We start from the raw sequence: 23,934 nt of genomic DNA on the forward strand, positions 1-23,934 counted from the left end.
CTCAGGCCTCCAGGCGGGAGATGGTGGCGGCCAGGTGTCCGGAGACGATGCCGGATGCCTCCGGAATCATCAGCACCTTGGAGCCCTTGGGGATCTTCTGCTGTGCGAGATATTCGTGCAGGACCACGAAATGTGAGGTCGACGCGGTATTGCCGAAGTCGTGCAGCACATTCAGGGCCTGCGGCATCGGGGTGCCGAAGTGCTGCTCGGTGAGATGGGAGATGTACTCGATGGCGGGCGCGCTGAATTGGTGGTGGATCCAGTAGTCGAACTTCTCGCTCTCCCAGGTGCGCCCGGACTCCGCCAGGAATGTCGATATGCGATTGATGGCCTGCCGATAGCGGCCCTCGTTCTGCATCGCGCGGTTATCGGTGTAGAGCGCGATTCCGGGGGCCTGGTCGCTCGGCATACCGATGCAGTGTTCGGCGCCGTCGGCGGAGGTCATGAGTTCGATGTAGTGGATTTCGTCGTCATCGTCACCGCGATCGTCGAGGATCACCGCGACCGCCGCGTCGCCGACGGTCAGCGCCGCGAACTGCGGGTCGTAGGGCTTGTTGATCTCCCGCGCCGCGGTCTCGGCGATCGGGGTGATCTGTTCGCCGCTGACCACCAGCCCATTGCGCACCACACCGGCCTTGATCATCCGATCCAGCACCAGCACCCCGGTCATCATGCCCGCACAGGCATTCGAGACATCGAAATGACGGGCCTTGGTCGTGCCGATCTGCTTGCCGAGCATGACCGCGAACGACGGTGCGTAGCAGAAGATCTCCTTACCGCGGGTGCGGGTGATGGAGGCCGAGATGACCACGTCGATGTCGTCGGGAGCGTAATCGGAATGCGCCAGGCAGTCCCCGATGGCGCGCAGGGCCAGATCGAAGGAGGATTCGTAACCCTCGTCGCTGGAGTTGTAGACGCGCCGATTCTTGATACCGGTAATCCGTTCCAGATCGAGGGATCTCGGTACCGCCAGTCCGGCGATGATCTCCTCGGTGGAACGGACAGTGGATGGTGTGTACGAGCCGATGGACTCGAAACGCGTGCGCAGCATTACCCCTGCTTTCTCTGTCGCGTGATTTCCCTGTGTTGCCAGGAGTTTCGACGGCGCTGTCGTGACTCCCCTATCCGGGCAGGCCGACCAAACTCGCGCTCACCTCGGACAGTTGGCGGGCCCGCGCATCATCACGGGCCAGTCGCGACGGTTCGCGCTCGCGGGTCTTGCGGAAATAGGCTCCGGTCACCTCGCCGACGCTCGGATCCGTCGCGAGAAAGGTGAGCGCGGCGGCCCCCTCGGCGGCCGTGATGAAGAACAGGCGTTTGGCGAGCGCGACGACCGGTTGCCCGAACCACGGCAGGGAATTCCAGATACCGGTCGAGACCGCGCCAGGATGGAAGGCATTGACCGTCACGCCGGTGCCCGCCAGTCGATCGGCCAGTGCGCGGGCATAGAGCACATTGGCCAATTTGGATCGGCTGTATGCCTTTTCGCCCGAATAGCCGGTGCGGAACCCGAGATCGTCGAAGTCGAGGGTCGCGCCGTAGTGCATCACCGATGAGGTGAACAGGATGCGCGCCGGAGCACTCTGGACCAGCAGATCGATGAGCAGTTCGGTGAGCAGAAATCCGCCCAGGTGGTTGGTGGCGAAGGTCGCCTCGATACCGTCCTCGGTTTCGGTGCGCGTCTGGTGATAGCCGCCCGCATTATTGGCCAGTACATCGACGCGGTCATAGGCGGCTTCGACTGCCTTGGCGAGTTGTCGCACCGACGACTGTGATGCGAAATCGCATTCCAGCGTATCGACCGCCCCCGCCCCCGCGGCCAGCACCAATTCCGCACTGTCGGCGAGCTTCTGCGGATTCCGGCCGACCAACACCAGCCGATCGCCCCCTGCGGCGAGCTGTTGCGCGGCTTCGAGACCGATGCCCGAGGTGGCCCCCGTGATCAGGATCGTCTTCATATCCGATTAGCCTGCCATCAATCCCACGGCCGAAATCCGCTCTCAGCGTTGCTTCGGCGAGTTGCCCGATGTGTGCGAACGACCAGGTGGTCGCACACAATCGATTGATTGCGCAGATCAGCACGCGCGTGCCGAATTCGGGTCCATGATGCTGCGCTGCAGTTGTAGCCGTCGTGCATGACGGTCGATAGGGGGCGATAGGGGGCGGTCGTTCCATCTGATGGCAAACCAGCGCCCACGGCCGGCGCGCAGGCGCCGCGGCCAGCTGTGCGAAATCCCGAGCGCCGGTGGCTATTCCGAGACCCTGGCCGTGTTCTGGAGGAATCTGCAGGTCGCGGCGTCGGGCGAACTGCACCGCCGCGTCGTGGGACGTTATCGGCGTTAGCCGGCTATCGCGAACGGGACGCGTAGATTTGTTCAGCGCCGTTCACCGGGGTGCGGTCATTCGGATGATCTGTCGGGCCAGGTCGTCGGGATCGGCGATCAGTTGTTTCGTTGGCGTCAGCCAACATTGCGCGAGCAGGTCGTATCCGATGCGCCCGATCTCGGCATGTCGAGGCCACTGCGCCCGCGTCCATGCCGGTTCATCGCGGTATGCGGCGACACCGCTGAGGTGATTGCCGACGAGTTCGAACTGCAGATCGCGACGCAACCGCATGGTGGCCGGCTCGCCCGGTGGCTTCGTACGCAGGGTTTCGACCAGGTCCGCGGCCACCCGCAGCACTCTGGATTCGTTCCACCGCAGGTCGTGCCGGTGCGCACGCGGCACGATCACCCACATCGCCGCCACCGCGACGAGCGCGCCGACCGACGTCTCGATCAGTCGATCGCGGACGGGAACCAGTATCGGCCCGCCGAGCGCGCCGCCGATCAGCAGTGCCAGCGGCGTAATGAAGACGACGGCGATCCCGTAGTTGCGCACCACGAACAGATCCGTCAGAAACATCAGTGCCATGAGTAGCAGAATGAGGACCAGGCCCGACGGCGCGAGCGCGTGCAGTACCGCGAATATCATCAGCCCGATCACCGTGCCACCGACACGATGCGCTGCGCGCACAGTGCCGACAATGCGATCCGGCCCCAAATTCAGCACCAGAACGGCGGTGATCACCGCCCAGTCCGGTCGGCCGAGACCCAACAGGACGCTGATCCCGCCCGCGATCACGGCGGCGGCCAGCGTGCGCAGCGCCGTGGTCGCCGCATGTGAGCGGATCGTCAGGGACCGAGACAGTCGCTGCCCGACCGTCGGTCGGGTCATCGGCACCGGGGCGTCGAGTATGTCCGGCGCGGCGTCCGATATCCCGATGAACTGGCGATGTGCGGCAAGCAGCGTCCGGACGATCTCCGAATCCGGTTCGCGGACAGGCAGACCCGCATCGTGGACCGTGGCCCACGCCGAGTGCAGCGCCGCACCTGCCGCATGCCGCTGGGCGGCGGACGGTTTTCCCGCCCTGCGGCATTCGACATAGGTCTCGACGGCGCGCAAGGCCATCGCCACCGCCGTCTTTTCCGGCGCACGCGCATCACGCAGCATCGGAGTCATCGATACCAGCACCGAGCTGAGCACGCCGAGCGCGGTATATCCCACGATGATCGGTACCGAAACACCGGCGGCGGCCATCCGCGTCGCCACCGCGCAGACCAGGACGAAGAAGAACATGCCCGGCGGTCCGGCCCGTGTCGCGACCATCACATAGCTTGTGACCAGCGCCACCACGGAAAGCGCCGCCACACCGATGATTCCGGCCCCGGCCTGCCCCAGTTCGGATTCGCGGGCCCCGATCACGGCACCGAGCGCGGCCGCGGTGAGAAAGCCCACACCCGCGAGCAGTACTACCCGCCAGCGCATCCGGTAGGCGCGCGTCTCGCCGTAGAGCACCGAGAACGCGCCCAGCGCCACGATCGACGCCTGCTGCTGGTGACCCGTCGCGAGCACGATCAGCGCCGGCAGCCCGAATGTGAGGGCGGATCGCGCCGCTACCGGCCACCGCCAACCTGTTTGCGCCGACCCGAACAGCAGCGCTCGCCGTCGCGGCGGCGTCGGCACCGGATGGTGTGCCGGATCGAAGCTCGAGTCGTCCACCAGGCCATTCAACACCAACCGACCAGTGGGTTTTGTGTGTCGGGCCACGCGCGCGACCCTTTTGCTCTAGCGTTGGCGAGGTTGCTGCCGAGAGGGGTTGTCGATGCGTACAGGGATGTTGGAGCTGGCGCAGTTGCGGGCGCTCGTCGAGGCGGGGGAGATCGACACGGTGCTGGTGGCGATGACCGACATGCAGGGCCGCCTGCAGGGAAAGCGTTGTGCGGCAAGGTTTTTTCTGGACGAGGTGGTCGGGCACGCGACGGAGGCGTGCAACTATCTGCTCGCGGTGGATGTCGATATGGCGACGGTCGACGGGTATGCGATCTCGTCCTGGGAGACCGGCTACGGCGACTTCGTGCTGCGACCGGATCTGAGCACCCTGCGGCTGGTGCCGTGGCAGCCGGGAACCGCGCTGGTGCTGTGTGATGTCGAGCACGTTTCTCCGGCGCGTCAGCCGGTCACGGTATCGCCGCGACAGATACTGCGGGCGCAATTGGCGCGGCTGGCCGAGCGTGGGCTGCGCGCCTATGTCGGCACCGAACTCGAGTTCCTGGTCTTCGACGACAGCTACGAGGATGCCTGGAACTCCGGCTATCGCGATCTGCGGCCCGCGAACCAATACAACGTGGACTATTCGATGCTGGGGACCGCGCGCATCGAGCCGCTGCTGCGTCGCATTCGCAATGAAATGGCCGGCGCGGGGCTGTATGTCGAATCGGCCAAGGGCGAATGCAATCCGGGTCAGCACGAAATCGCGTTTCGCTACGATGAGGCGCTCGTGACCTGCGACAACCACAGCATCTACAAGAATGGTGCCAAGGAGATTGCCGCCCAGGCGGGGCGCAGTCTCAGCTTCATGGCGAAATACAATGAGCGCGAAGGTAATTCGTGCCATATCCACATCAGTCTGCGTGCCGATTCGGGCGCGCCGGTTTTCGCGGGTGACGGCCCGCACGGGACCTCCGCACTCATGCGGCACTTCCTCGCCGGGCAACTGGACTGTCTGCGCGAGTTCACCTATCTGCTCGCGCCGAATATCAACTCCTACAAGCGATTCGTATCAGGGAGTTTCGCACCGACGGCACTGGCGTGGGGACGCGACAACCGGACCTGTGCGCTGCGCGTGGTCGGCGAGGAACTGTCCCTGCGGATGGAGAACCGGATTCCGGGCGGGGACGTGAATCCATATCTGGCCGTCGCCGCGACAATTGCCGCCGGATTGCACGGTATCGAGCACGGGCTCCCGCTCGAGCCGGAGTTCCATGGCAATGCCTACCGGTCCCAGCGCCCGCGGGTGCCGCGTACGCTGCGGGAAGCGGCGCAATTGTTCGGCGAGAGCAAGGTGGCTAGGACAGCGTTCGGCGACGACGTGGTGGACCATTATCGGAATGCGGCACAGGTCGAGTTGGACGCGTTCGACGCCGCGGTCACCGATTGGGAGCGAATCCGTGGTTTCGAACGGCTCTGAGGAGATCCGTCCGGTCATCGGCCTGCCGACCTACCTCGAGCAGGCCCGATTCGGCACCTGGGAGGTGCCGAGCGCGGTACTGCCACACAATTACGTGACGATGGTGGAGCGTGCGGGCGGCATCCCGGTGCTGCTGCCGCCCACCGGCGTGGCGCGCGCCGAGCTGGTGGATCGGCTCGACGCGCTGGTGCTGACCGGCGGCGCCGATGTCGATCCGGCGCGCTACGGTGCGCCGCCGGACACGGCCCTCGGACCACTTCGAGCCGACCGCGACGATTCCGAATTCGCGCTCTTGACCCTGGCGCGCGCTGCGGGTTTGCCGATCCTCGCGATCTGCCGCGGCCTGCAGCTGGTCAATGTCGCGTTCGGTGGCACCCTGATCCAGCATCTGCCGGATCTGCTCGGCCACGACCACCATTCCGGTACGCCGGGCGGTTTCCTCCCGAACCGGGTGACGACGGTGCCGGACAGCCTGGTCGCCACCATCGCCGGACCGGAGGTGGAGGTGAATTGCCACCATCACCAGGCCGTCGCCATCCTGGCCGAGGGCCTGGTCGCGACCGCACATGCGGCGGACGGCACGATCGAGGCGGCGGAGGCGACCGGCGGTTCGTTCCTGCTGGGTGTGCAATGGCATCCGGAGGCGGATGCCACCGATGTACGGCTGATGCGAGCACTGGTCGAGGCGGCGGCCAGCTATCGAAAGGAACGGGATTCGTGACGACAACGCAGGTGGTCAACCCGGCGACCGAACAGGTCGTCAGGACAGTAGAGCTGGTCGACGCGGCGCAGACCGACGCGGCCATCGAGCGCGCGCAGCGGGCCGCGCCCGATTGGCGCGCGGTCGCGCCGGGAGACCGGGCCCGGCTGCTGCGTCGGTTCGCCGAGGCCGTCGATGCGAATCTCGAGCAGCTGGCCCAGCTCGAGGTCGCCAATGCCGGACACACCATCGGCAATGCGCGCTGGGAGGCCGGCAATGTGCGCGATGTGCTGCATTTCGCCGCCGGAATTCCGGAACGCCTGCTTGGCAACCAGATTCCGGTCGCGGGCGGGATCGACATCACCTTCCATGAACCGCTCGGTGTGGTCGGGGTGATCGTGCCGTGGAACTTCCCGATGCCGATCGCGGCATGGGGTTTCGGGCCCGCACTGGCCGCCGGGAATGCGGTGGTGCTCAAGCCCGCCGAGCTGACACCGCTCACCGCGATCCGCCTGGGTGAGCTCGCGCTCGAAGCCGGTGTACCGGAAGGGGTATTCCAGGTGCTGCCCGGCAAGGGTTCGGTGGTGGGTCAGCGGTTCGTGTCCCATCCCGCCGTGCGAAAGGTGGTCTTCACCGGGTCCACCGAGGTGGGCAAGGAGATCATGGCCGGATGCGCGCGCCAGGTGAAGCGGGTGACGCTCGAATTGGGTGGTAAGAGCGCCAATATCGTTTTCGCCGACGCCGATCTGGAGCGTGCGGCGGCGACGGCGCCCTACGGTGTATTCGACAATGCCGGGCAGGATTGCTGTGCGCGATCGCGGATTCTGGTGCAGCGCAGTGTTTTCGACCGGTTTCTGGAATTGCTCGAACCCGCCGTGCGGGGTGTGCGGGTCGGCGATCCCACGGCGGAATCCACCGAAATGGGGCCGCTGATTTCGGCCGCGCATCGTGCTCGGGTGGCCTCGTTCGTGGAGCCGTCGACCAAGGTCGCATTCACCGGCACGCAGCCCGAGGGTCCCGGATTCTGGTATCCGCCAACGGTTGTGCTGCCCGACGCGCCATCGGATCGGGTGCTCACCGAGGAGGTTTTCGGGCCGGTGGTCGCGGTGGTTCCGTTCGAAGACGAGGCCGATGCCGTCCGCATCGCCAATGACACCGAATACGGTCTGTCCGGCTCCATCTGGACCAATGATGTCGGCCGCGCGCTGCGGGTGTCTCGCGGTGTGGAAGCCGGGAATCTGTCGGTGAATTCGCATTCCTCGGTGCGGTATTGGACGCCGTTCGGCGGCTTCAAACAATCCGGGCTCGGGCGCGAACTCGGGCCCGATGCGGCACTTGCCTTTACCGAGACCAAGAACGTCTTCATCGCCACCTAGTTAAGGAGATGTGTTGCAGCGCTTACAGGATCGAGTCGCCGTCGTCACCGGTGGCGGGAGCGGTATCGGCCTGGCCACCGTTCGCCGGTTCGCGGCGGAGGGGGCCAAGGTCGTCGTCGCCGATATCGATGCCGCCGCCGGCGAGGCCGCGGCCAGCGAAGTGGGCGGGCTGTTCGTGAAGGTGGACGTCACCGACGAGGCCCAGGTCGAGGCCATGTTCCAGACCGCCGTCGACACCTATGGTGGACTCGATATCGCCTTCAACAATGCCGGAATCTCACCGCCGGAAGATGATTCGATCCTGACCACCGGTATCGAGGCCTGGCGTCGGGTGCAGGAGGTCAATCTGACCTCGGTGTATCTGTGCAGCAAATACGCCATCAACCACATGCTGGAGCGGGGTAAAGGCTCGGTGATCAATACCGCGTCGTTCGTCGCGGTCATGGGTGCGGCGACCTCGCAGATCTCCTACACCGCATCCAAGGGTGGTGTGCTCGCGATGAGCCGGGAGCTCGGAGTGCAGTTCGCGCGCAATGGCATTCGGGTCAACGCGCTGTGCCCGGGACCGGTCAACACACCGCTGCTGCAGGAGCTGTTCGCGAAGGATCCGGAACGGGCCGCACGCCGCCTGGTGCATATCCCCGTCGGACGCTTCGCCGAGCCGGAGGAGATCGCCGCGGCCGTAGCATTTCTCGCCAGCGACGACGCCTCGTTCATTACCGCATCGCAGTTCCTGGTGGACGGTGGCATTTCCGGCGCGTACGTCACGCCGTTGTAAAGGTACGGTTGATTCGGGCGGATTGCTGAGCGGCAAGCCAGGATTCGCCATCCGTCGCCGATCAGAGGGAGGCTCGTGAAATGAGTATGGAAGATGGGCGATCGTCAGGGCTGTTCAGCCACGACGCCCTGTCGACGGAGCAGTCGGTGCAACTCGACACCGGCGGTGCCGATTTCCGCCCGGTGTTCAGCCGGAGTGACGGCAGCGCGCCCGGATCGTATCCGCAACTGGACCAAGGGAATTGAGGTCGGGTAGCGCCGGATTCGGTGCGGCGCTACGCCCACGGAAATAGCGCGGGCCATGGGTAACGCTACGGCGTTACCCTGCACACCTTCTTCGGTCGCCAAGTCCGCTGGTGGAATCTGATGCTCCTGCTCGGCGTCTCGGTATTGCCGTTCCCCACCGGCCCGCTCGCCGAATACGGGGTGCACGGCGAACAGCGCGACGCCGCCTTCGCCCGCCACGAAACTATCCGCGCCTACCCCGGCATCCTCATCTACGCCAGCTGCCTGACCATAGGCCTCCGCCGGCCCGTAGCCGCCCTGATCCTCAACCTCCTGGCAGCCATCTTCTACGCCATAACCAGCCAAGGATGGGCTAGGCGGTCCACCGACGACACCGAATAGGTGCCACCGCCACGACGCTGCTGCGAGGCAAGTCATTTCGATCGCTGGCCGCGGCAAGCCATTTATACGCATGCCCTGCATTTTGTGGCGTGTGTAACACCGAGATGGTGCGGGTCGACTACCACTGCGTCGCCGCACGCAAAGCGGCGTTGGGGGTCAGCATTCTGGGCTGGACCCGGGTCTCTGCGACGGTGCGTGCCGAACCATGACAAGGGGTGAGTGCTGTGATGTCTCCGATGCTGGCCAAAGGCCAGAACGTGTCGCTGCCGGACGATGTGATCCGCATCGATGTGGTGCTCGGGTGGACCGAGTCGGAGATCGAGGTCGACGCATCGGCGCTTTTGTTGGGCTCCCTGGAGCAAACCTTTCCCATGGGCAACCGCCGATCCGGGACCGCGGCGAGCTTCATCGCCAGCGTGACCTCGGCGACCGACACGTTCTACGGATCGGTCGTACAGCCGCTGCGCGGCTGGGTTCCCGCCGCCCCGAAACACCCTGAAGCGCCGACCGACACCGAGGTAGTCGGGGACGCATGACAAACCGCTGACACGACGATGGCTGATCGGGTGCGGGTGTGGTGTTTGCGGCATGGTGAGTCGGAGAATGTCGCGACGAGGGTTGCTGGAGCTGTGCCGTGGTCGCCGTTGACCGCGGCTGGTCGACGGCAAGCTGTCGGTGCGACGCGGGCGTTGGCTGATGCGCCGATCGTTCGCGTCAATTCGAGCAATGCGTTGCGTGCGCGGCAGACTGCCGATGTGCTGGCGTCAGGACATGGGCTCGATGTCGTTGCTTTGGACGAATTGGCCGAGGTCGGTATCGGTGAGTTCGAGGGGAGCGGGGATCCGGCGGTCCTGCGACGGGCTGCGGAAGTGTTGCGCGCGTGGATCGTCGAGGTGATCTCGCGCAGCGGGTCGGCGATGGTGAGTCGGGTTGGCAGGTGGTCGACCGCATGGCCGGGTGTGCGCCGGTAGTAGCACGAGTTCGACCGCATTCGTAGCGGGTCCTGCGGTCGATCGCGGCTGAGCCGGACCCGACGCCATGCCCCGTCCGCGGGCATGACCGGCGCACGTGCCTAGACTGACGGGCGAGAAGGAAGGACCACCGATGAAGCGAAATCTGAACTGCCCCTGCGGCGAACAGATCGTCGGGACGGATGAGGACGACCTGGTCGAGAAGACCAAGGCGCATCTGGCCGAGAACCACCCGGGGCACGACTATTCCCGGGACGAAATTCTGTTCATCGCGTACTGATTCACCACCCCGGCTTTTCGTCACCCATACCCGCGCTGTCCGGGTGCTGTGACGAAAAGCCGTGTGGGGTGGGGTTATTTGGGCGAGCCCAGGCGCGCGCCACCGTCGACCCGGATCACGATCCCGGTGGTGAAGGTGTTGTCGGTGAGGAATTCGATGGCCTTGGCGATATCGTCCGCGCTGCCGACGCGCCCGACCGGGGTCTGCGCCGCGATGCCGGCGAACGCCTCGGCGCGGGCTTCCTCGGGGAGGAAGTTCCACCATTCGGTGTCGATCACACCCGGGGATACGGCGTTCACGCGGACCGGTGCCAGTTCGACCGCGAGGACAGGGACGATGGCCTCGACACCGGAATTGATGGCGGCCAGTGCGGCGGTTGTCGGCATGGCGCCGCCCGCGGATGCGGCGGAGACCAGCGTGATGGATCCGTCGTGCGCGAGATGCGGCAGCGCCGCCTGAATGGTGGCGACGTGTGGCAGCAGTTTGCCCGAGACGTGGGCCTGCAGCTGGTCCAGGCCGAGTTCGCGGAATGGGGTGGTGCCCGACGGTCCGGTCACGGTCACCACCACATGGTCGACCGGACCCACCTCTGAAAACAGTTGTGCCAGTTCATCTTCGGCACGTGCGTCCACGACCTTGCCGGTGACCTGCGGGCCGAGGTCGGCCAGTGCGGCGGCCAGTCGTTCTTCGTTGCGTCCGGCGATGACGACCTCCGCGCCGTTCTCGGCGAGTCGGCGAGCGGTCGCCAGGCCGATTCCAGAGGTTCCGCCAACGATGACGACTTTGTTGTTCACAAGATCCTCCTGAAGTTCGAATCACGGCGATTTTCGAACCACCGTGCCTCGTTAATATATTCGAGGCACGGTGTCTTGTAAAGTGGGCCGCATGACAGGAACCCGCGGTCGACCCCGCAGCGAGGACGCCAGACGCGCGATCCTGCACACGGCGCTGGAACTCTGCGAGCGGGACGGCTACCAAGACCTGACGATCAAGGCCATCGCGGACGGAGCGGGCGTCGGGCGGCAGACGGTCTACCGCTGGTGGCCGGATAAGGCGTCGATTCTGATCGAGGCGCTGATCGGGTTGGCCGACGAGTACGCGGCATTGCGGGATTCGGATCAATCGGTGGATGTGCTTGTCGCGGTCGAGCGCCTGCTCACGGCCACTTTCGAGCTCGCGCAGCAGGTGACGGGTCAGGCGCTGGTCGGTCTGATGGCGGACGCGCAGCGCGATCGAGCCCTGTCCGAACGATTGCAGGACACCGTGATCGGCCCGCGACGAGCGACGCTGCGCGCACTGCTGCAGCGCGGTGTCGACGCCGGAAAACTGACCCCGGCGGTCCCGCTGGATCTCGTCGTCGATTTCGTCTTCGGCGCGATGTGGTACCGCCTGCTCAGTCAGCATGCGCCGGTGAATACCGCGCTGGCGAAGGATGTCACGAGCAGCGTCGCTTCCATGCTCGCGCCGCGAGACCTAGATTTAACGGAGCGTAACCGGAGCGAAACCTCGTGTGATGACACTAGGTGAAGCAGTGTGACGCGAGACACCTTACGCCACAGACACTTCAGCGCTAAGGCGGGATTGGTGTGTGCCTGCCTGCGCGTGTAGATGAGGTAGCGCAGAATCATGTCACCGTACCCTGATTGGCTCAACTCCGGGGACAACACCTGGCAGTTGGTCGCCGCAACACTCGTCGCTCTGATGAGCATTCCGGGTATCGCCATCCTCTACGGCGGTATCGTGCAACGAAAATGGGCCGTCAATACGATCCTGATGGCCTTCACCGCTTTCTCCGCGGTGCTGGTGGTCTGGGTGCTGTGGGGCTTCGAAATGGGTTTCGGTGAACCACTGAAACTGGGGCCCGGTATCCTCCGCGCCGCGGTCGGTGTACCGCGCACAATTCTCGGCAGCGATAACCAGAACCAGGCCGTCATTCCGCTGCTCGACGGTCTGATGCCGAAGCTCAGATTTTCCGAAACCACCCTGGCATACTTTCATTTCGCCTTCGCGGCAATTACTCCGCTGCTGTTCCTCGGCAGCGTGATCGGCCGGATCAACTTCAAGGTGTGGTTGCTGTTCGTCCCGTTGTGGACCACCTTCGCCTATACGGTGAACGCCTTCCTGCTGTGGGGCGGCGGTTGGTGGGCGTCTATGGGTGCGCTGGACTACAGCGGCGGCTACGTCATCCATTTGGCTGCTGGCACAACGGGTTTCGTTGCGGCGGCGGTTATCGGGCCGCGCCTGGCCAGGGACCGGGAGCGGGCCGTGCCGAATAATCTGCCGATGGCCGCGGCGGGTGCGGGCATTCTGTGGCTGGGCTGGAACGGATTCAACGGCGGCGATATGTATTTCGGCGGTGCGAATGCCTCACTCGCCGTATTGAATACCAATCTGTGCGCCGCGGTGGCCGTGCTGGTGTGGGTGTTCTGGGATATGGCCGCCGGACCGCAGCGCAAGCCCAACTTTCTCGGCGCGATCAATGGCATGATCGCCGGACTCGTCGCCATCACACCGGCGGCCGGTTATGTGAACAGTTTCGGTGCGATGATCATCGGTGTCGTCGCTTCGACACTGGTGTGGCTGTCCTGGAACAAATTGGGGCGCACCAGATTGTTCCGCAAGGTCGACGACACACTCGGCGTATTCCACACGCACGGCGTCGCCGGTCTGGCCGGTGGTCTGCTGGTCGGCGTGCTCGCCGATCCGCACATCATCGTGTACCTGGGCAATGGCGGTGACGTTGCCGACGTGGCATTTTCGGGCTGGCTGTACGGACACCATCCGAAACAGTTGCTCTGGCAGGCGGGCGCCGCGGCGACGGTGATCGTATGGGATGCGTTCGTAACCTTTGTGATTCTGAAGATCTTGAGCTTGTTTATGAGTCTGCGCATGCCGGACCATGTACTGGAGACCGGTGACGTCGCGGCCCACGAAGAAGAGGCCTATCCGGACGAGACCCTGGTCTCCGCCCATGTGGGGACGCTCCCCGCTGCGCCTGCCCTGCCCAAGCCGGCGCCGGACAAACCATCGGGTGAGGCGCCCGGGAATCAGGCGACCACGTGAATGCCACCATCCACCTCCAGGGCAGTGTCGGGTACGGCATCGATGACCCGATGAGCCCTGGCGACGGCGTCGACGCCAAGCTCATCACATTGGTGCTGCCCGCCGCCCTCTTCGACCAGATCAAGCAGGCGCTGGCCATGTTCGGCGTGCGGCGGATGGTGGTCTGTCAGGTCTACCGGGTGGACGACCGGGGTACCCGGGTCGAACGCTATCGGGGGCAGCAGTTCGTCAGCGATGTCGAGGCGGGGCTGCGCATCGAGTTGCTGGCCAAGAATGACGATGTCGCCGATCTGGTCCGGTTGATCGATCGGATCGGTGAGAATGCCGGGCCGTCCGGAATTCAGATCTGGATGATCGACGCGCGCTCGTTGTGAATCGGTCTCGCTCGCGCGGATGATGGGCGCGTCATCCGGATGCGGGAGGCGCGCTGGTCTGGTGCGGGAGACACTGGATTCGCTATGAGTTCTCCCAGTGTGTTTGCTCGGACCGCGGATACCGCTGTGTCTCGGGTGTCGAAGCGGCTGCGCGCGTTGCCGTCGAGTGCGGTAGATACCGTGCTCACCGTAGCGGTCACGGTGGCCAGTGCCGGACCCGCGATCGTGGCGCGGGCGCCGTGGTGGGTGATCGGTTGCTGTGTGCTCGCGTCCACGCCGGTGCTGTGGCGACGGCGCGCGCCGATTCTGGTACTGCTCGTGGTCGGGCCCGCGATCACGGTGCTGGCCTGTCTGCACGCCATGCCCGCCTTGCCGTATGGGACCATCGTCTGCGTCTACACGATCACGGCCTACAGTCCACCTCGGCCACGGCGGTTCGCGTTGGTCACCGTGACTATCGGAATTTTGATCTCGCTGATCATTCCGAACGAGAGTCCGGATTCTTATGGCTATGCGGCCATGTCGTTCGTGACGGCGTGGGCGCTCGGTACCGGTGTGCGGGCGCGGCGGCTACAGATCGAGATGTTGGAGGAGCGGGCGCGGCGGCTCGAGGAGGAGCGGGTCGCGGCGGTCGATCGGGAACGGCTGCGCATTGCGCGGGATGTGCACGATATCGTCGGCCATTCGGTCGGACTGATGATCGTCCAGGCCGAGACCGGCGCGCTGCTGACGCGCACCGATCCGGATCGCGCCGATGCGACCTTCGCGGGCATCGCCGATACGGGTCGCGAAGCGGTGCACCAGCTTCGGCGCAGTCTCGGAGCTTTGCGCGGCACCGATGATCCGCCGCATCAGCCCGGGATCGAGGCGATTCCCGATCTGGTGGCGATATCGCGGCGCAGTGGGTTGGTCGTATCGTTCGACGAATTCGGTGAGCGCCGTGTGGTTTCCGGTGATATCGGCGTCACGGCGTATCGGGTGGTGCAGGAGGCGTTGACGAATACGATGAAGCATGCGGGGGCCGCCGATGTGCGAGTGTCGTTGCGATGGTTCGAGGATCGGCTGACGGTGCGGGTGTCCGATGATGGTCCTGCGGTCGTGCGGGAAGTCGGTGGTGGGCGCGGTTCCGCTCTCGGGCATGGATTGATCGGGATGCGAGAGCGCGTCACCGGTGCGGGCGGGCGGCTGCATTACGGGCGCTCATCGTCCGCACGCGCCGTCCGCGGCTTCGAAGTAACCGCCGAACTTCCTATCGCACAGGGGTATTGAGCATGCGCGTGCTCGTCGTCGACGACCAGGACCTGTTCCGCGCCGGTTTCCGGCTGATCCTGGACAGTCAGCCCGATATCACCGTGGTCGGCGCGGCCGCCGACGGGCTCGAAGCCGTCGAGTTGACCTGCGAACTGGCACCCGACGTCGTGGTCATGGACGTGCGGATGCCACGCATGGACGGCGTCGCCGCGACCGCCCGCATCTGCGCCCAGACCAGCGCGAAGGTGTTGGTACTGACCATGTTCGACCTCGACGAATACGTCTACGATGCGTTGCGCGCCGGAGCCAGCGGCTTCCTGCTGAAGGATGCGCGCCGCGAACAACTGATCGACGCCGTGCGCGTCATCGCCGCAGGCGACGCACTGCTCGCGCCGGCCGTAACACGCCGCCTCATCGCCGACCTGGCGCACCGCGGTCAGCCCCGTCCCGACCTGATCCGCCAACTCGACGAACTGACCGAACGCGAACGCGACATCCTCCGCAACCTGGCCCGCGGCCTCTCCAACGCCGAACTCGCGGCCGCCCTCGTCGTCAGCGAGCACACGGTGAAATCCCATATCAGCTCCATGCTCACCAAGTTGGGGCTGCGCGACCGCGTGCAGGCCGTGGTATTCGCCTACGAAGCGGGTCTCGTAGTCCCCGGCCGCTCAGCCTGAACCCACCCGTCGATCACGCCGCAGCCGCCGTCGATCAGCATCAACCAGCGGATTCGACGGTCGGCTCGGCTGGGGGTTGTGTGGAGCGTCTACTCTTGCGAGAGTTTGTTGATCAGGCGCAGGGAGGGATTGTGCGAAAGGTTGCCATTCGGGAGGGGCTCCGATGACGGAAAAGTTCAATGTGGATCCGGCGGAAGTGGGAACCTTCTCCACGAGCTTGCAGAAGTTGTCCGAGGACAATGCGAACACCGACTCGTACCTGAAGAAATGGCTCGAGGTCGACGATGGTGTGTTCGGCGATGGCGGCCTATTCGTCATCGGCGCCAAGGCCGTTCGGGACGCGCTGGACAAGTTGCAGCCGAACTACGTCGCACTCGGTCAGCTCACCAGCGCCGCGGCGGTCGAGTTGTCCGTGGCGGCGCAGATGTATCGGACCACGGACAAAGCCAGAGCCGAGGAATTGGACCGCACTTACCCGAGTGGTGATGAGTGATGGCCGAAGCCCCCGTCGCAAAGCTGACCGAGCCCGAGCCGGAAGACCCGGTCTCCGATAAGTTCGAGTTTCTGCTCACCTCCAATGAGATCTCACCGACCTACTGGGTCCAGACTTGGTGCAAGAATGTGCTCGGAACGGACCCATTGGAGTGGGTCTCGACGAAGATCGCCGGTGACTGGGAGGCCCTGCAAAAGGCGGGTAAGGCGGTCGGCAATCTCGCGGCGTACAGTTCGAGCTACTCGGACGAGATCAAGTCTGCAGCGAAAGCCGTTGATCCGCACTGGGATGGCAATGCCGCATCGAGTGCGCAGGCGTACTTCGAGAAGTTCGCCGATGCCGTTGCGGGACAAGTCGATTCCTTGCAGGACATCTCCGACGAAATCAACAGCTTCGCGTTGTCGGCGTACTTCAGTGCGAAGGCGCTCAGTGATGGGGCGCAGACCGTGCTGGATATGGCCGCCATTGCTGTCATCGAATGGGCGGCGGCGGAGGCGTCCTCGCTCACCGGTGTCGGTCTGGTCGCCACCGCCGCGTTGGTCGCCGCCGCTACCGCGACCACACTGAAGGTCATTGCGGAATTCGGCAAGTTGGTCGAGACGTTCACCTACGCCGTCATCGCCCTCGAGGGCATTGCCGGGCTCATCCACGCTGCGGTGGCCCTTATCCAATCGACCGATCTGCCGTCGTTGCCCACCAAAACCTATGACCATCCGGGAGCCTGAGGTGAGTACACCCGAGCCGATCCACGACCTCGCTCGTGGTGATGTGGCGGTTTCGCGCCAGCTCGGCCGAGCTCTGCGAACCCTCATGAACGGCACCTCCGATCCGCGGCTGAAGGATCAGCTCCGCGGCGTTATCGAGGGTAAAGGCAGCGCCCGAGAGTTGTTGCGCAGCAACGCTTTCAATCAGGTGCTCGATCGGACGCTGCCGGCCGCGATGCGACGTTTCGCCGAGATGCCGGAGCACGAACGACAGCGGCTCGCCGCAGAGGGCGAGGCAGAGTTGACGCGGCTGCGCAAGCAACCGCCGCAGGAGCAGGCCCCTGCCGCGACTGCTCTGCCGACCGACCGGACACCGACACCTCCACCCGAGGCGCCGCGGCAGACACCGCCCGCACCGACGGCCGGTGTCGTGCTCCCCGGAACGCGCAAGCCCGACCGCGACCGCGTCGTCACACCTGACGAACCGGATGACGACGACCTGTATTACCGCGAACGTCAGCAGCGCGGCTGGCTGGTGTGATCCGGGAGAATGTGATGGGCACACAGCAGCGACAGCGGGTCCCGTTCGAAACCGATATCAACCCCGATCGGGTGCCGCTACTGGCTACCGCACCGACCGAGCTGATTCTGCGCGAGTCGATGCCGGAGATATGCAGTGAACATGGCGAGCCGAGCGTGCAATTTCGGCCGTTCACCGTGAGCTCCAGCGGACCTGGCTCGGAGCTGCCGACGCCGCGCGCTGTGCTGCGATCCTTGCGTCCGGCACGGAGATTCGAAGCGGGTCGCGCGCAGTCCATCCTGCGTTTCGAATGCCCGGCCTGTGCGTACTGTCTGTGCGATATCCGCCGATATCGGCGCATCGCGGGACTTCTGCTACTGGCCATCGCGCTGACGGTTATCGCGGTGTGCATCGCTACCTATCTCGGCGCATCGCGGTTCTATGTGCCGCTGACCTTCGCGATTCTGCCCGGATGTTTTCCGATCGGGCTGTTGCTCGCCGTAGTGGTATGGCAGCGGTCCCGCTACTTCGCGGACGTCTGGTTGGCGGACACGACCGGCCCGCTGACCGTTTCGGCACACCCGAACTTCGCCGTGGCGGTGCGGCAGCGCCGAGCCGAACCGCGCTGAGCTCGAGCGATGCGCGTCCGCGCCGCGTCGAAGGAGTGAGTCCCGGTTCGCTCCTGCGGGTGATGTGCGGGAGCGGTCGACAGCGGAGCATCGGGTGGCATCCGATCGAATGTGGAGCTGTCGATGACGCGTTTTCTGGCACTGGCCGCGATTCTGGTGTCGGCGGTGCTGTGGTACCTCGGTACCGGTCTGCATCCCTTGCCCGGCTTGGTATTTCTCGCACCGCTGCCGGTGCTGCTGATAGCCCCGCGCGTTGGGGCGGGCACGGCGTTCCTTGCGGGATTGCTGGCATGGTGTGGGAGCGGATCGCGGTATTGGCCGTACTTCATAGACACGATCGAGCAACCTGTACTCGTCGCGCTGTTGCTGCTGGGCGGAACCGCCGCGGTATTCGGCGGATTGGTGGCGATGACGCGCGCATTGGTGCTGCGTGGTCGGCCGGGACTCGCGGTGCTCGCACTGCCGACCGGATGGGTGACATTCGAGTTCGCGGTATCGCTGGCCGGGCAGTTCGGTGCGTGGTGGAGCATCGCTTACACCCAATTCGGCCTGCTGCCGCTGATGCAGACGGCAGCGGTGACCGGTCCGTGGGGAATCGCGTTCCTCATCATGCTGGTGCCGGCGGCCGTGGCGGTCCTGGCTGCTCCCGAAGTAACCGGTGTACAACGGTTTCGGATCGCGAGGGCGGGCACCCTGCTGCTCGTCGTGGTCGGTGCGTTCGGATGGTGGCACCTTGCCGTTGCACCGGGGCGGGATACGGTGAGCGTCGGTCTGCTCGCGGTTTCCCAACCGCCGGAATATGTTCCGGTGGACTCGGCGGATGGTCGCGATATGGTCGCCCGTGCCGTGCACGAGATCGACAGGCTCGCCGATCAGGGTGCGCAGGTGGTTGTGCTGCCCGAAAAGGCTTGGACCGCAGACGAATCGACGTTACCGATGCTGTCCGGTCCGCTCACCGAGGTCGCCACCCGACGCGGTGTCCACGTCGTCGCGGGACTGGTGAAAACCGCGGGTGGAACCAGTGTCAACGCCGCCATCGACTATCCGTCGGGAGTCGAATACGCCAAGCATCGCTTGATCCCTGGCCTGGAGAAGGGTCTCGAACCAGGTACCGGCTGGCAGCGCATTCCGGGTGAACCCTGGGCGCTGGCAGTGTGTTTCGACCTGGATGGTCCGGACCTGGTGCGCGAGAACCGGAATCGCGGGGCATCATTGCTGCTGGTCCCGGCCCTCGACTTCACCGACGACCATTGGCTGCACAGCCGCATGGCCGTTATGCGCGGCATCGAATCCGGTGTCGGCATCGCGCGCGCACCTCAACTCGGCGAACTCGTGGCCAGTGATTCCCGTGGCCATATCCTGGCGTCGGCGCGGACCGATGTCACGGTGACCCGATCGGTGCTCGCCACCATTCCGCTGGACTCGGACAAAACGGTGTATGCCCGATTCGGCGACTGGTTCGGCTGGCTGTCCGTGGCCGTGTTCGCGGTGGTCGCCATCGGCTCGTTCCGGCGGCAATCACGTCGAGCCCGAGGTGCCCGCCGACGGCTGATAACGAACAGCATTCGTCGCCAAAAAGTACAAGTGTGACCCCGCTCATAATTGCGGCTGATCCCGCAGGTGGCGGCGTGCCCGTCACCGGGTCGGCGGGCCCGCCGCCGGTTTGCCCAGTTCGGAACCTGGGTATCGGTTAATTCCGTGCCCGCACCCGGAAAACCGGATCGGGCCGGTCGGACGAATCGAGGCCCGTGACCGGGGCTGGTGAGGAGGCGCAGGTGACGGATCGCGAATCGGAGACGACGCTACGTCGCTCGGTCGCCGCCTCCGCAATGGGTAATGCCACCGAATGGTTCGACTACGGGGTCTATGCCGCGACCGCCACCTACCTCACCGACGCATTCTTCCCGGGCGAACTCGGCACCCTCGGCACCATGCTCGGCTTTGCCATCTCCTTCCTGCTGCGTCCGCTCGGCGGCATGGTCTGGGGACCGCTCGGCGACCGACTCGGCCGAAAAGTCGTGCTGGCCACCACAATTCTGCTGATGGCCGGTGCGACCGGATGTATCGGCCTGCTCCCGACCCATGCCCAGATCGGTTGGTCCGCACCGGTTCTGCTCATCGCACTACGTGTCGTGCAGGGCTTCTCGACCGGCGGTGAATACGGCGGTGCCGCACCGTTGGTGAACGAGGCCGCGATCGAACAGACCGGCTGGTCGCTGTTCCCGGCCGCGTACATGGTGGGCGCCAGCCTGATCGGACTCGTCGCCTGGTCGTTCCTGCGAGAGACCGCGGGTACCTCGTTGCGCGGCACGGTCGTTCCCGATTCTCACACGATGTCACCGATCGCGGCGCAGACCGCGGCCTGAACCTTGGAATCTGCTGAGCGCACACCGCCGCGAGTAGTGTCGGTATTGCCGACGGATTGCTGAATAAGCGCGCACCGTGCGTCGGTAACCGTAGGCAGACAGTGTCGTCGCATCTATCGGATTGGAGACGCCAGTGCAGATTCAGGTCAACACCGGCAGCAATATCCACGGCGGTGCATCGCTGGCCGAGCGCGTGGAATCGACGCTCTCCTCGATACTCGACCGCTTCGCCGATCAGGTCACCCGGCTGGAAGTCCATCTGACCGATCTGAACGCCCAAAAAGGCGGTCCGGATGATAAGCAGTGTGTATTGGAGGCCCGCATATCCGGTCAGCCTCCGGTCGCCGTAACCCATCGTGCGGCTACGGTCGAAGAAGCTTATACCGGCGCCGCCGACGCCATGGTCAACCTCCTCGACAGTCGCTTCGGCCGCCTGCATCGAACAAAGGGTGGCGAATCCATCAGGCACTTGCGCGTCGAATAATAGTCAACATCAACAGTATCCCCACTTATGGGAAGGCATGCACGATATCGGTGCAGCAGGTTACCCAGCCGACCGTGGCCGTAACCATTCTCATAGGAAAGTCGGCAGCGCCCCGAACTTGTTGATTCCGAACATATTAAAAGCCCCACATCGACCCGGAATTCGTGTGTAATACCGATCCGTAACTGGTGTGTGGGGGGCTGATGAGGGCCTGGTGATGTATGTGAACGCCGTCGATATCGCGTATAGATCGGAGGGGCCGATCAGCCGTCGGCGTACGAGAGCTTTCTGGTTCGGTCTGGTGTTGACGGTGCTCGGCACCGCTTTGCACTTTCCGATGTATCTCATGGCCCGTGACATGGGCTATCGGATGGCGGGCATGCCCATGGACGGCGCCATGATCACGGGGATGATTCTGATCGTCGTCGGCTTGGGCGTCACCACCTACGGCCTGTTCCCGCGGCGCGCGGTGCACGATACGGTGGCCGGGCTGCGGGTGCGGGCACTCGACGACGCACCGATCAACCGGGTGCACGTGGTGCTGCTGCTGATCATGGCCGCCGCGATCACCATCGACGTGATGAAGCCGACCACCCTGGCCTTCGTCGTCCCGGGTGTCGGCGCCGAGTACCACTTGCGTACCCCGGCGAATCCGCACCTGGACGCCCTACCGGTGGCGCTGCTACCACTATCCGGTCTCACCGGCACGGTGCTCGGGTCGTTCCTGTGGGGCTGGCTCGGCGACCGTATCGGCCGCAAGGCGGCGATCCTGCTGGCCGGAATCTTCTTCGTGGCGACCGCGATCTGTGGCGCCATGCCGAGCTTCGAACTGAATGTCGCGATGTGCTTCATCATGGGCCTGAGCGCGGGTGGGATGCTGCCGATCGCCTTCACATTGCTCTCGGAGACCATCCCGGCGCGCCATCGCGGTTGGTTGCTGGTGCTGGTCGGTGGCGATATCGCGGGGGCCTACGTCATCACGAGTTGGCTGTCCTCGACGATCGGCGAGACCTACGGCTGGCGCAGCATGTGGCTGATCGGCCTGCCCACCGGACTGTTGCTGGTGCTGCTGGTCCGCTGGATTCCGGAGTCGCCACGGTTCCTGATGGCCATCGGCAAGCACCGCGAAGCCGAAAAGGTGCTGCGCACTTACCATGCCGAGGTCACCGCTGTCGAGCAATCGGAAGCCGCCGCCGAGGACGGTCTGGGCGGTGGATTCGGTCAGCTGCTGCGCCGCCCCTTTGCCGGAATGACCATCGTGCTCGCGCTATTGGGACTCGGGGTCGGACTGGTCACCTACGGCTTCCAGTTGTGGCTGCCGACGAATCTGCGCAGCCTCGGATTCACCGGCGTCACCGCGGACAAGATCCTGCGCGACTCCGCGCTGATCGGCTTCCCACTGAACTTCCTGGTCGCCTACTGCTACCACCGCTCCACCAAATGGACGCTGATCACGCTCAGCACCCTGCTCGCCGTGGCGCTCGGTGGGTTCGTGATCCTCGGCGATCACGTCGCGGACAACACCACGCTGCTGTATGCGCTTCTCGTGGTGCCGATCTGGGGTTCCAGCTCGGTGGTCGCGGTCATCGTCGCCTACGGCGCCGAGGTCTATCCGACCCGGATCAGGTCCCGCGGCAGCGGTGTTGCGGCGGCCATGACCAAGGCGGGCGGCGTGCTGGTCGTCGCGCTGGTGGTGCTCGCCGTGACCACGCCATCGATCGCTCTGACCGCACTGATCAGTGCCGCGCCGATCGCGATCGCGGCGGTGGTGGCCGTCGGTTTCATCGTCGAGACCCGGCGCAAGTCACTGGAGGAGATCACCGCCGACGAGCTGGGTGTCGCGGCGGCATAGCAACCATGAGCACTGGCTAGGTGAGGTAATGATCGACACTGCAACGGCGTTGGAGCCCGCACTATCCGGCTCGATGCGCGATCGCCTGATAGTTGCCACAGTTCAACTCATCTCGACGGAAGGACTCGCCTCGTTGACCGTGCGTCGCGTGGCGCGGATATGTGGGGTCTCGACCATGGCCATCTACTCCAACTTCAGCGGTATGCCGGGTCTGATCCAGGCGGTCGGCTCGGAGGGTTTCGCGCAATTGGTCGCGCGGCTGGGCGAATGCGAGGTCGCCGACGATCCGATCGCCGAAATCCTGGTGCTCGGCTTCATCTTCCGGGATGAGGCGCTGCGAAAACCCGAGTTGTTCCGGCTGATGTTCGCCACCGAGTCGCCGAAGGCGGAGGTGCGGGTGCACCGCGGCAATGTGCTGGCCGGTGGCAGCGACTCCGACTTCGAGAACTTCGCGGAGAGTTTCGATTTCGTGGTGCGCGCGACCCGGCGGGCGCTGGAGGCGAATCTGCTGCACAGTATCAATGAGCGCTCGGCCGCGGCGCAGTTCTGGACCGGGCTGTACGGATTCATCCAGCTGGATATGGCGGGGCTGTATGGCGACCAGGGGCTGTCGGAGGTGCTGTTGCCGTCCATCGTCAATATCCTGATCGGAATGGGCGCCGAACGCGCGACGGTCGAGCAGTCGTTGGCGCGTGCCCTCGAACACGTCGCGGCGCTGACCGGTCCGCATCCGTGATCAGCCGCGGAATTTGACCGTGAGGCGCTGAGCCAGGGCCATGGCTCGTTCGGCGAAGCCGTTGCGCTTGGGCAGCAATTCGAGTTGCAGCAGGAGTTCGTTCAGATCCCAGGTGGCCTTGCTGCGCCAGATGAGTCCCGAGCGGAACTGCCAGATGTCGACCACGAACAGGTCGAATTTCTTATTGGTACCGGCGAATCCGGGCGGATCGATCATGCCGAGGTGAGTGCCTGTCATCCGCCACGGCACGATTGCCGCCAGCGTGTCCGATGTGACTACCGGTTCGAAGACGGTGGTGTAGTTGACATCCGGGAATGCCCGCTTGGTGTCGTGGACGAACTTCGCGACCCCGGCACGGCCGATGATCAGCTCGCGCTCGGACGGGTCGAGCCAGCGCGTGTCCTCGGTGACGCAGGCCGCAACCGCGTCGCCGTCGCCGGTGTTCCAACCCGCGATGTAGCGGTCGACGAATTCGCGCAGCCAGTCGGTGTCCACGATGGGCTCGGCGGCCGGGTCGAGGGCGAATTCACCAGAGTTCATGGCGG

The 23,934-nt window shown here is 64.9% G+C and carries 27 protein-coding genes and 1 pseudogene; 23 read left to right on the plus strand and 5 right to left on the minus strand.

From position 1 onward, the window contains the following. Position 1 precedes the first annotated feature (1 nt). From AB0L58_RS34275 to AB0L58_RS34285, 3 genes are all read right to left on the minus strand, one after another. Complete coding sequence (locus AB0L58_RS34275; RefSeq protein ID WP_364393588.1) at positions 2 to 1,051, minus strand: 3-oxoacyl-[acyl-carrier-protein] synthase III C-terminal domain-containing protein; 1,050 nt, start codon at positions 1,049 to 1,051, stop codon at positions 2 to 4. Positions 1,052 to 1,121: 70 nt separating this feature from the next. Beyond that, positions 1,122 to 1,958: an SDR family oxidoreductase gene (locus tag AB0L58_RS34280; RefSeq protein WP_364393591.1), complete on the minus strand. Its 837-nt coding sequence runs from the start codon at positions 1,956 to 1,958 to the stop codon at positions 1,122 to 1,124. A gap of 427 nt (positions 1,959 to 2,385) precedes the next feature. After that, the gene (locus tag AB0L58_RS34285) at positions 2,386 to 4,041 is read right to left on the minus strand and encodes an FUSC family protein (RefSeq protein ID WP_364393594.1); all 1,656 of its coding nucleotides are present in this window, start codon (positions 4,039 to 4,041) and stop codon (positions 2,386 to 2,388) included. Positions 4,042 to 4,144: 103 nt separating this feature from the next. Here AB0L58_RS34285 and AB0L58_RS34290 point away from each other — a divergent pair, with 103 nt between their 5' ends. The 9 genes and pseudogenes from AB0L58_RS34290 to AB0L58_RS34330 all read left to right on the plus strand — a co-directional run bounded on the left by AB0L58_RS34290 (position 4,145) and on the right by AB0L58_RS34330 (position 10,240). After that, positions 4,145 to 5,509 (plus strand): glutamine synthetase family protein, encoded by a 1,365-nt coding sequence (locus AB0L58_RS34290; protein WP_364393596.1) that lies wholly within the window; start codon positions 4,145 to 4,147, stop codon positions 5,507 to 5,509. Further along, on the plus strand, positions 5,490 to 6,230 hold the full coding sequence (locus AB0L58_RS34295) for a gamma-glutamyl-gamma-aminobutyrate hydrolase family protein (RefSeq protein ID WP_364393599.1): 741 nt from the start codon (positions 5,490 to 5,492) through the stop codon (positions 6,228 to 6,230). The genes AB0L58_RS34290 and AB0L58_RS34295 overlap by 20 nt, the downstream gene beginning before the upstream one ends. Beyond that, the gene (locus AB0L58_RS34300) at positions 6,227 to 7,585 is read left to right on the plus strand and encodes an aldehyde dehydrogenase family protein (protein WP_364393601.1); all 1,359 of its coding nucleotides are present in this window, start codon (positions 6,227 to 6,229) and stop codon (positions 7,583 to 7,585) included. The genes AB0L58_RS34295 and AB0L58_RS34300 overlap by 4 nt, the downstream gene beginning before the upstream one ends. Before the next feature lie 10 nt (positions 7,586 to 7,595). Next, positions 7,596 to 8,363 (plus strand): 3-oxoacyl-ACP reductase, encoded by a 768-nt coding sequence (locus AB0L58_RS34305; protein ID WP_364393603.1) that lies wholly within the window; start codon positions 7,596 to 7,598, stop codon positions 8,361 to 8,363. Between the two features lie 80 nt (positions 8,364 to 8,443). Beyond that, positions 8,444 to 8,608 carry a hypothetical protein gene (locus AB0L58_RS34310; protein ID WP_364393605.1) on the plus strand — a complete coding sequence of 55 codons (165 nt, stop codon included), beginning with the start codon at positions 8,444 to 8,446 and terminating at the stop codon, positions 8,606 to 8,608. Between the two features lie 120 nt (positions 8,609 to 8,728). Beyond that, a complete protein-coding gene (locus AB0L58_RS34315; protein WP_364393608.1) occupies positions 8,729 to 8,989 on the plus strand; it encodes a hypothetical protein in 261 nt (86 codons plus the stop codon). Between the two features lie 350 nt (positions 8,990 to 9,339). Continuing rightward, positions 9,340 to 9,525: pseudogene (locus AB0L58_RS34320) on the plus strand (hypothetical protein); the annotation flags it as partial. A 93-nt stretch (positions 9,526 to 9,618) separates the two neighbouring features. After that, positions 9,619 to 9,960 (plus strand): histidine phosphatase family protein, encoded by a 342-nt coding sequence (locus tag AB0L58_RS34325; RefSeq protein ID WP_364393611.1) that lies wholly within the window; start codon positions 9,619 to 9,621, stop codon positions 9,958 to 9,960. 133 nt (positions 9,961 to 10,093) lie between these two features. Further along, positions 10,094 to 10,240 (plus strand): DUF1059 domain-containing protein, encoded by a 147-nt coding sequence (locus AB0L58_RS34330; protein ID WP_063721623.1) that lies wholly within the window; start codon positions 10,094 to 10,096, stop codon positions 10,238 to 10,240. 74 nt (positions 10,241 to 10,314) lie between these two features. Here AB0L58_RS34330 and AB0L58_RS34335 read toward each other — a convergent pair whose 3' ends face one another. After that, complete coding sequence (locus tag AB0L58_RS34335) at positions 10,315 to 11,034, minus strand: SDR family oxidoreductase (protein ID WP_364393615.1); 720 nt, start codon at positions 11,032 to 11,034, stop codon at positions 10,315 to 10,317. Between the two features lie 91 nt (positions 11,035 to 11,125). Between AB0L58_RS34335 and AB0L58_RS34340 the strand changes: the two genes are divergently transcribed. From AB0L58_RS34340 to AB0L58_RS34405, 14 genes are all read left to right on the plus strand, one after another. Then, a complete protein-coding gene (locus AB0L58_RS34340) occupies positions 11,126 to 11,767 on the plus strand; it encodes a TetR/AcrR family transcriptional regulator (protein WP_364393617.1) in 642 nt (213 codons plus the stop codon). A 99-nt stretch (positions 11,768 to 11,866) separates the two neighbouring features. Then, on the plus strand, positions 11,867 to 13,303 hold the full coding sequence (locus AB0L58_RS34345; RefSeq protein ID WP_364393620.1) for an ammonium transporter: 1,437 nt from the start codon (positions 11,867 to 11,869) through the stop codon (positions 13,301 to 13,303). Next, positions 13,300 to 13,677, plus strand: coding sequence for a P-II family nitrogen regulator (locus AB0L58_RS34350; protein ID WP_364393623.1), 378 nt, complete (start codon positions 13,300 to 13,302; stop codon positions 13,675 to 13,677). The genes AB0L58_RS34345 and AB0L58_RS34350 overlap by 4 nt, the downstream gene beginning before the upstream one ends. 84 nt (positions 13,678 to 13,761) lie before the next feature. Further along, on the plus strand, positions 13,762 to 14,946 hold the full coding sequence (locus tag AB0L58_RS34355; RefSeq protein WP_364393625.1) for a sensor histidine kinase: 1,185 nt from the start codon (positions 13,762 to 13,764) through the stop codon (positions 14,944 to 14,946). Then, positions 14,943 to 15,605, plus strand: coding sequence for a response regulator transcription factor (locus tag AB0L58_RS34360; RefSeq protein ID WP_364393628.1), 663 nt, complete (start codon positions 14,943 to 14,945; stop codon positions 15,603 to 15,605). Before AB0L58_RS34355 ends, AB0L58_RS34360 begins: the two co-directional genes overlap by 4 nt. A gap of 163 nt (positions 15,606 to 15,768) precedes the next feature. Next, positions 15,769 to 16,098: a type VII secretion target gene (locus tag AB0L58_RS34365; RefSeq protein WP_364393630.1), complete on the plus strand. Its 330-nt coding sequence runs from the start codon at positions 15,769 to 15,771 to the stop codon at positions 16,096 to 16,098. Then, positions 16,098 to 16,823, plus strand: coding sequence for a WXG100 family type VII secretion target (locus AB0L58_RS34370; RefSeq protein WP_364393632.1), 726 nt, complete (start codon positions 16,098 to 16,100; stop codon positions 16,821 to 16,823). Before AB0L58_RS34365 ends, AB0L58_RS34370 begins: the two co-directional genes overlap by 1 nt. Before the next feature lies 1 nt (position 16,824). Beyond that, positions 16,825 to 17,343 (plus strand): hypothetical protein, encoded by a 519-nt coding sequence (locus AB0L58_RS34375; protein ID WP_364393635.1) that lies wholly within the window; start codon positions 16,825 to 16,827, stop codon positions 17,341 to 17,343. A gap of 14 nt (positions 17,344 to 17,357) precedes the next feature. Then, positions 17,358 to 17,951 carry a hypothetical protein gene (locus AB0L58_RS34380; protein WP_364393637.1) on the plus strand — a complete coding sequence of 198 codons (594 nt, stop codon included), beginning with the start codon at positions 17,358 to 17,360 and terminating at the stop codon, positions 17,949 to 17,951. A gap of 123 nt (positions 17,952 to 18,074) precedes the next feature. Beyond that, the gene (locus AB0L58_RS34385) at positions 18,075 to 19,541 is read left to right on the plus strand and encodes a nitrilase-related carbon-nitrogen hydrolase (protein WP_364393640.1); all 1,467 of its coding nucleotides are present in this window, start codon (positions 18,075 to 18,077) and stop codon (positions 19,539 to 19,541) included. 239 nt (positions 19,542 to 19,780) lie between these two features. Continuing rightward, the gene (locus AB0L58_RS34390; RefSeq protein ID WP_364393758.1) at positions 19,781 to 20,317 is read left to right on the plus strand and encodes an MFS transporter; all 537 of its coding nucleotides are present in this window, start codon (positions 19,781 to 19,783) and stop codon (positions 20,315 to 20,317) included. A gap of 133 nt (positions 20,318 to 20,450) precedes the next feature. After that, positions 20,451 to 20,801, plus strand: coding sequence for an HPF/RaiA family ribosome-associated protein (locus tag AB0L58_RS34395; RefSeq protein ID WP_364393642.1), 351 nt, complete (start codon positions 20,451 to 20,453; stop codon positions 20,799 to 20,801). Between the two features lie 217 nt (positions 20,802 to 21,018). Beyond that, complete coding sequence (locus AB0L58_RS34400) at positions 21,019 to 22,653, plus strand: MFS transporter (protein WP_364393760.1); 1,635 nt, start codon at positions 21,019 to 21,021, stop codon at positions 22,651 to 22,653. 28 nt (positions 22,654 to 22,681) lie between these two features. Continuing rightward, positions 22,682 to 23,389, plus strand: a complete 708-nt coding sequence (locus tag AB0L58_RS34405) for a TetR/AcrR family transcriptional regulator (RefSeq protein ID WP_364393644.1) — start codon at positions 22,682 to 22,684, stop codon at positions 23,387 to 23,389. Here the strand turns inward: AB0L58_RS34405 and AB0L58_RS34410 are convergent, their stop codons facing one another. Beyond that, positions 23,390 to 23,929, minus strand: a complete 540-nt coding sequence (locus tag AB0L58_RS34410; RefSeq protein ID WP_364393647.1) for a nuclear transport factor 2 family protein — start codon at positions 23,927 to 23,929, stop codon at positions 23,390 to 23,392. Positions 23,930 to 23,934 lie beyond the last annotated feature (5 nt).

The sequence above is a fragment of the Nocardia sp. NPDC052112 genome (assembly GCF_040680135.1).
Taxonomy (GTDB): domain Bacteria; phylum Actinomycetota; class Actinomycetes; order Mycobacteriales; family Mycobacteriaceae; genus Nocardia.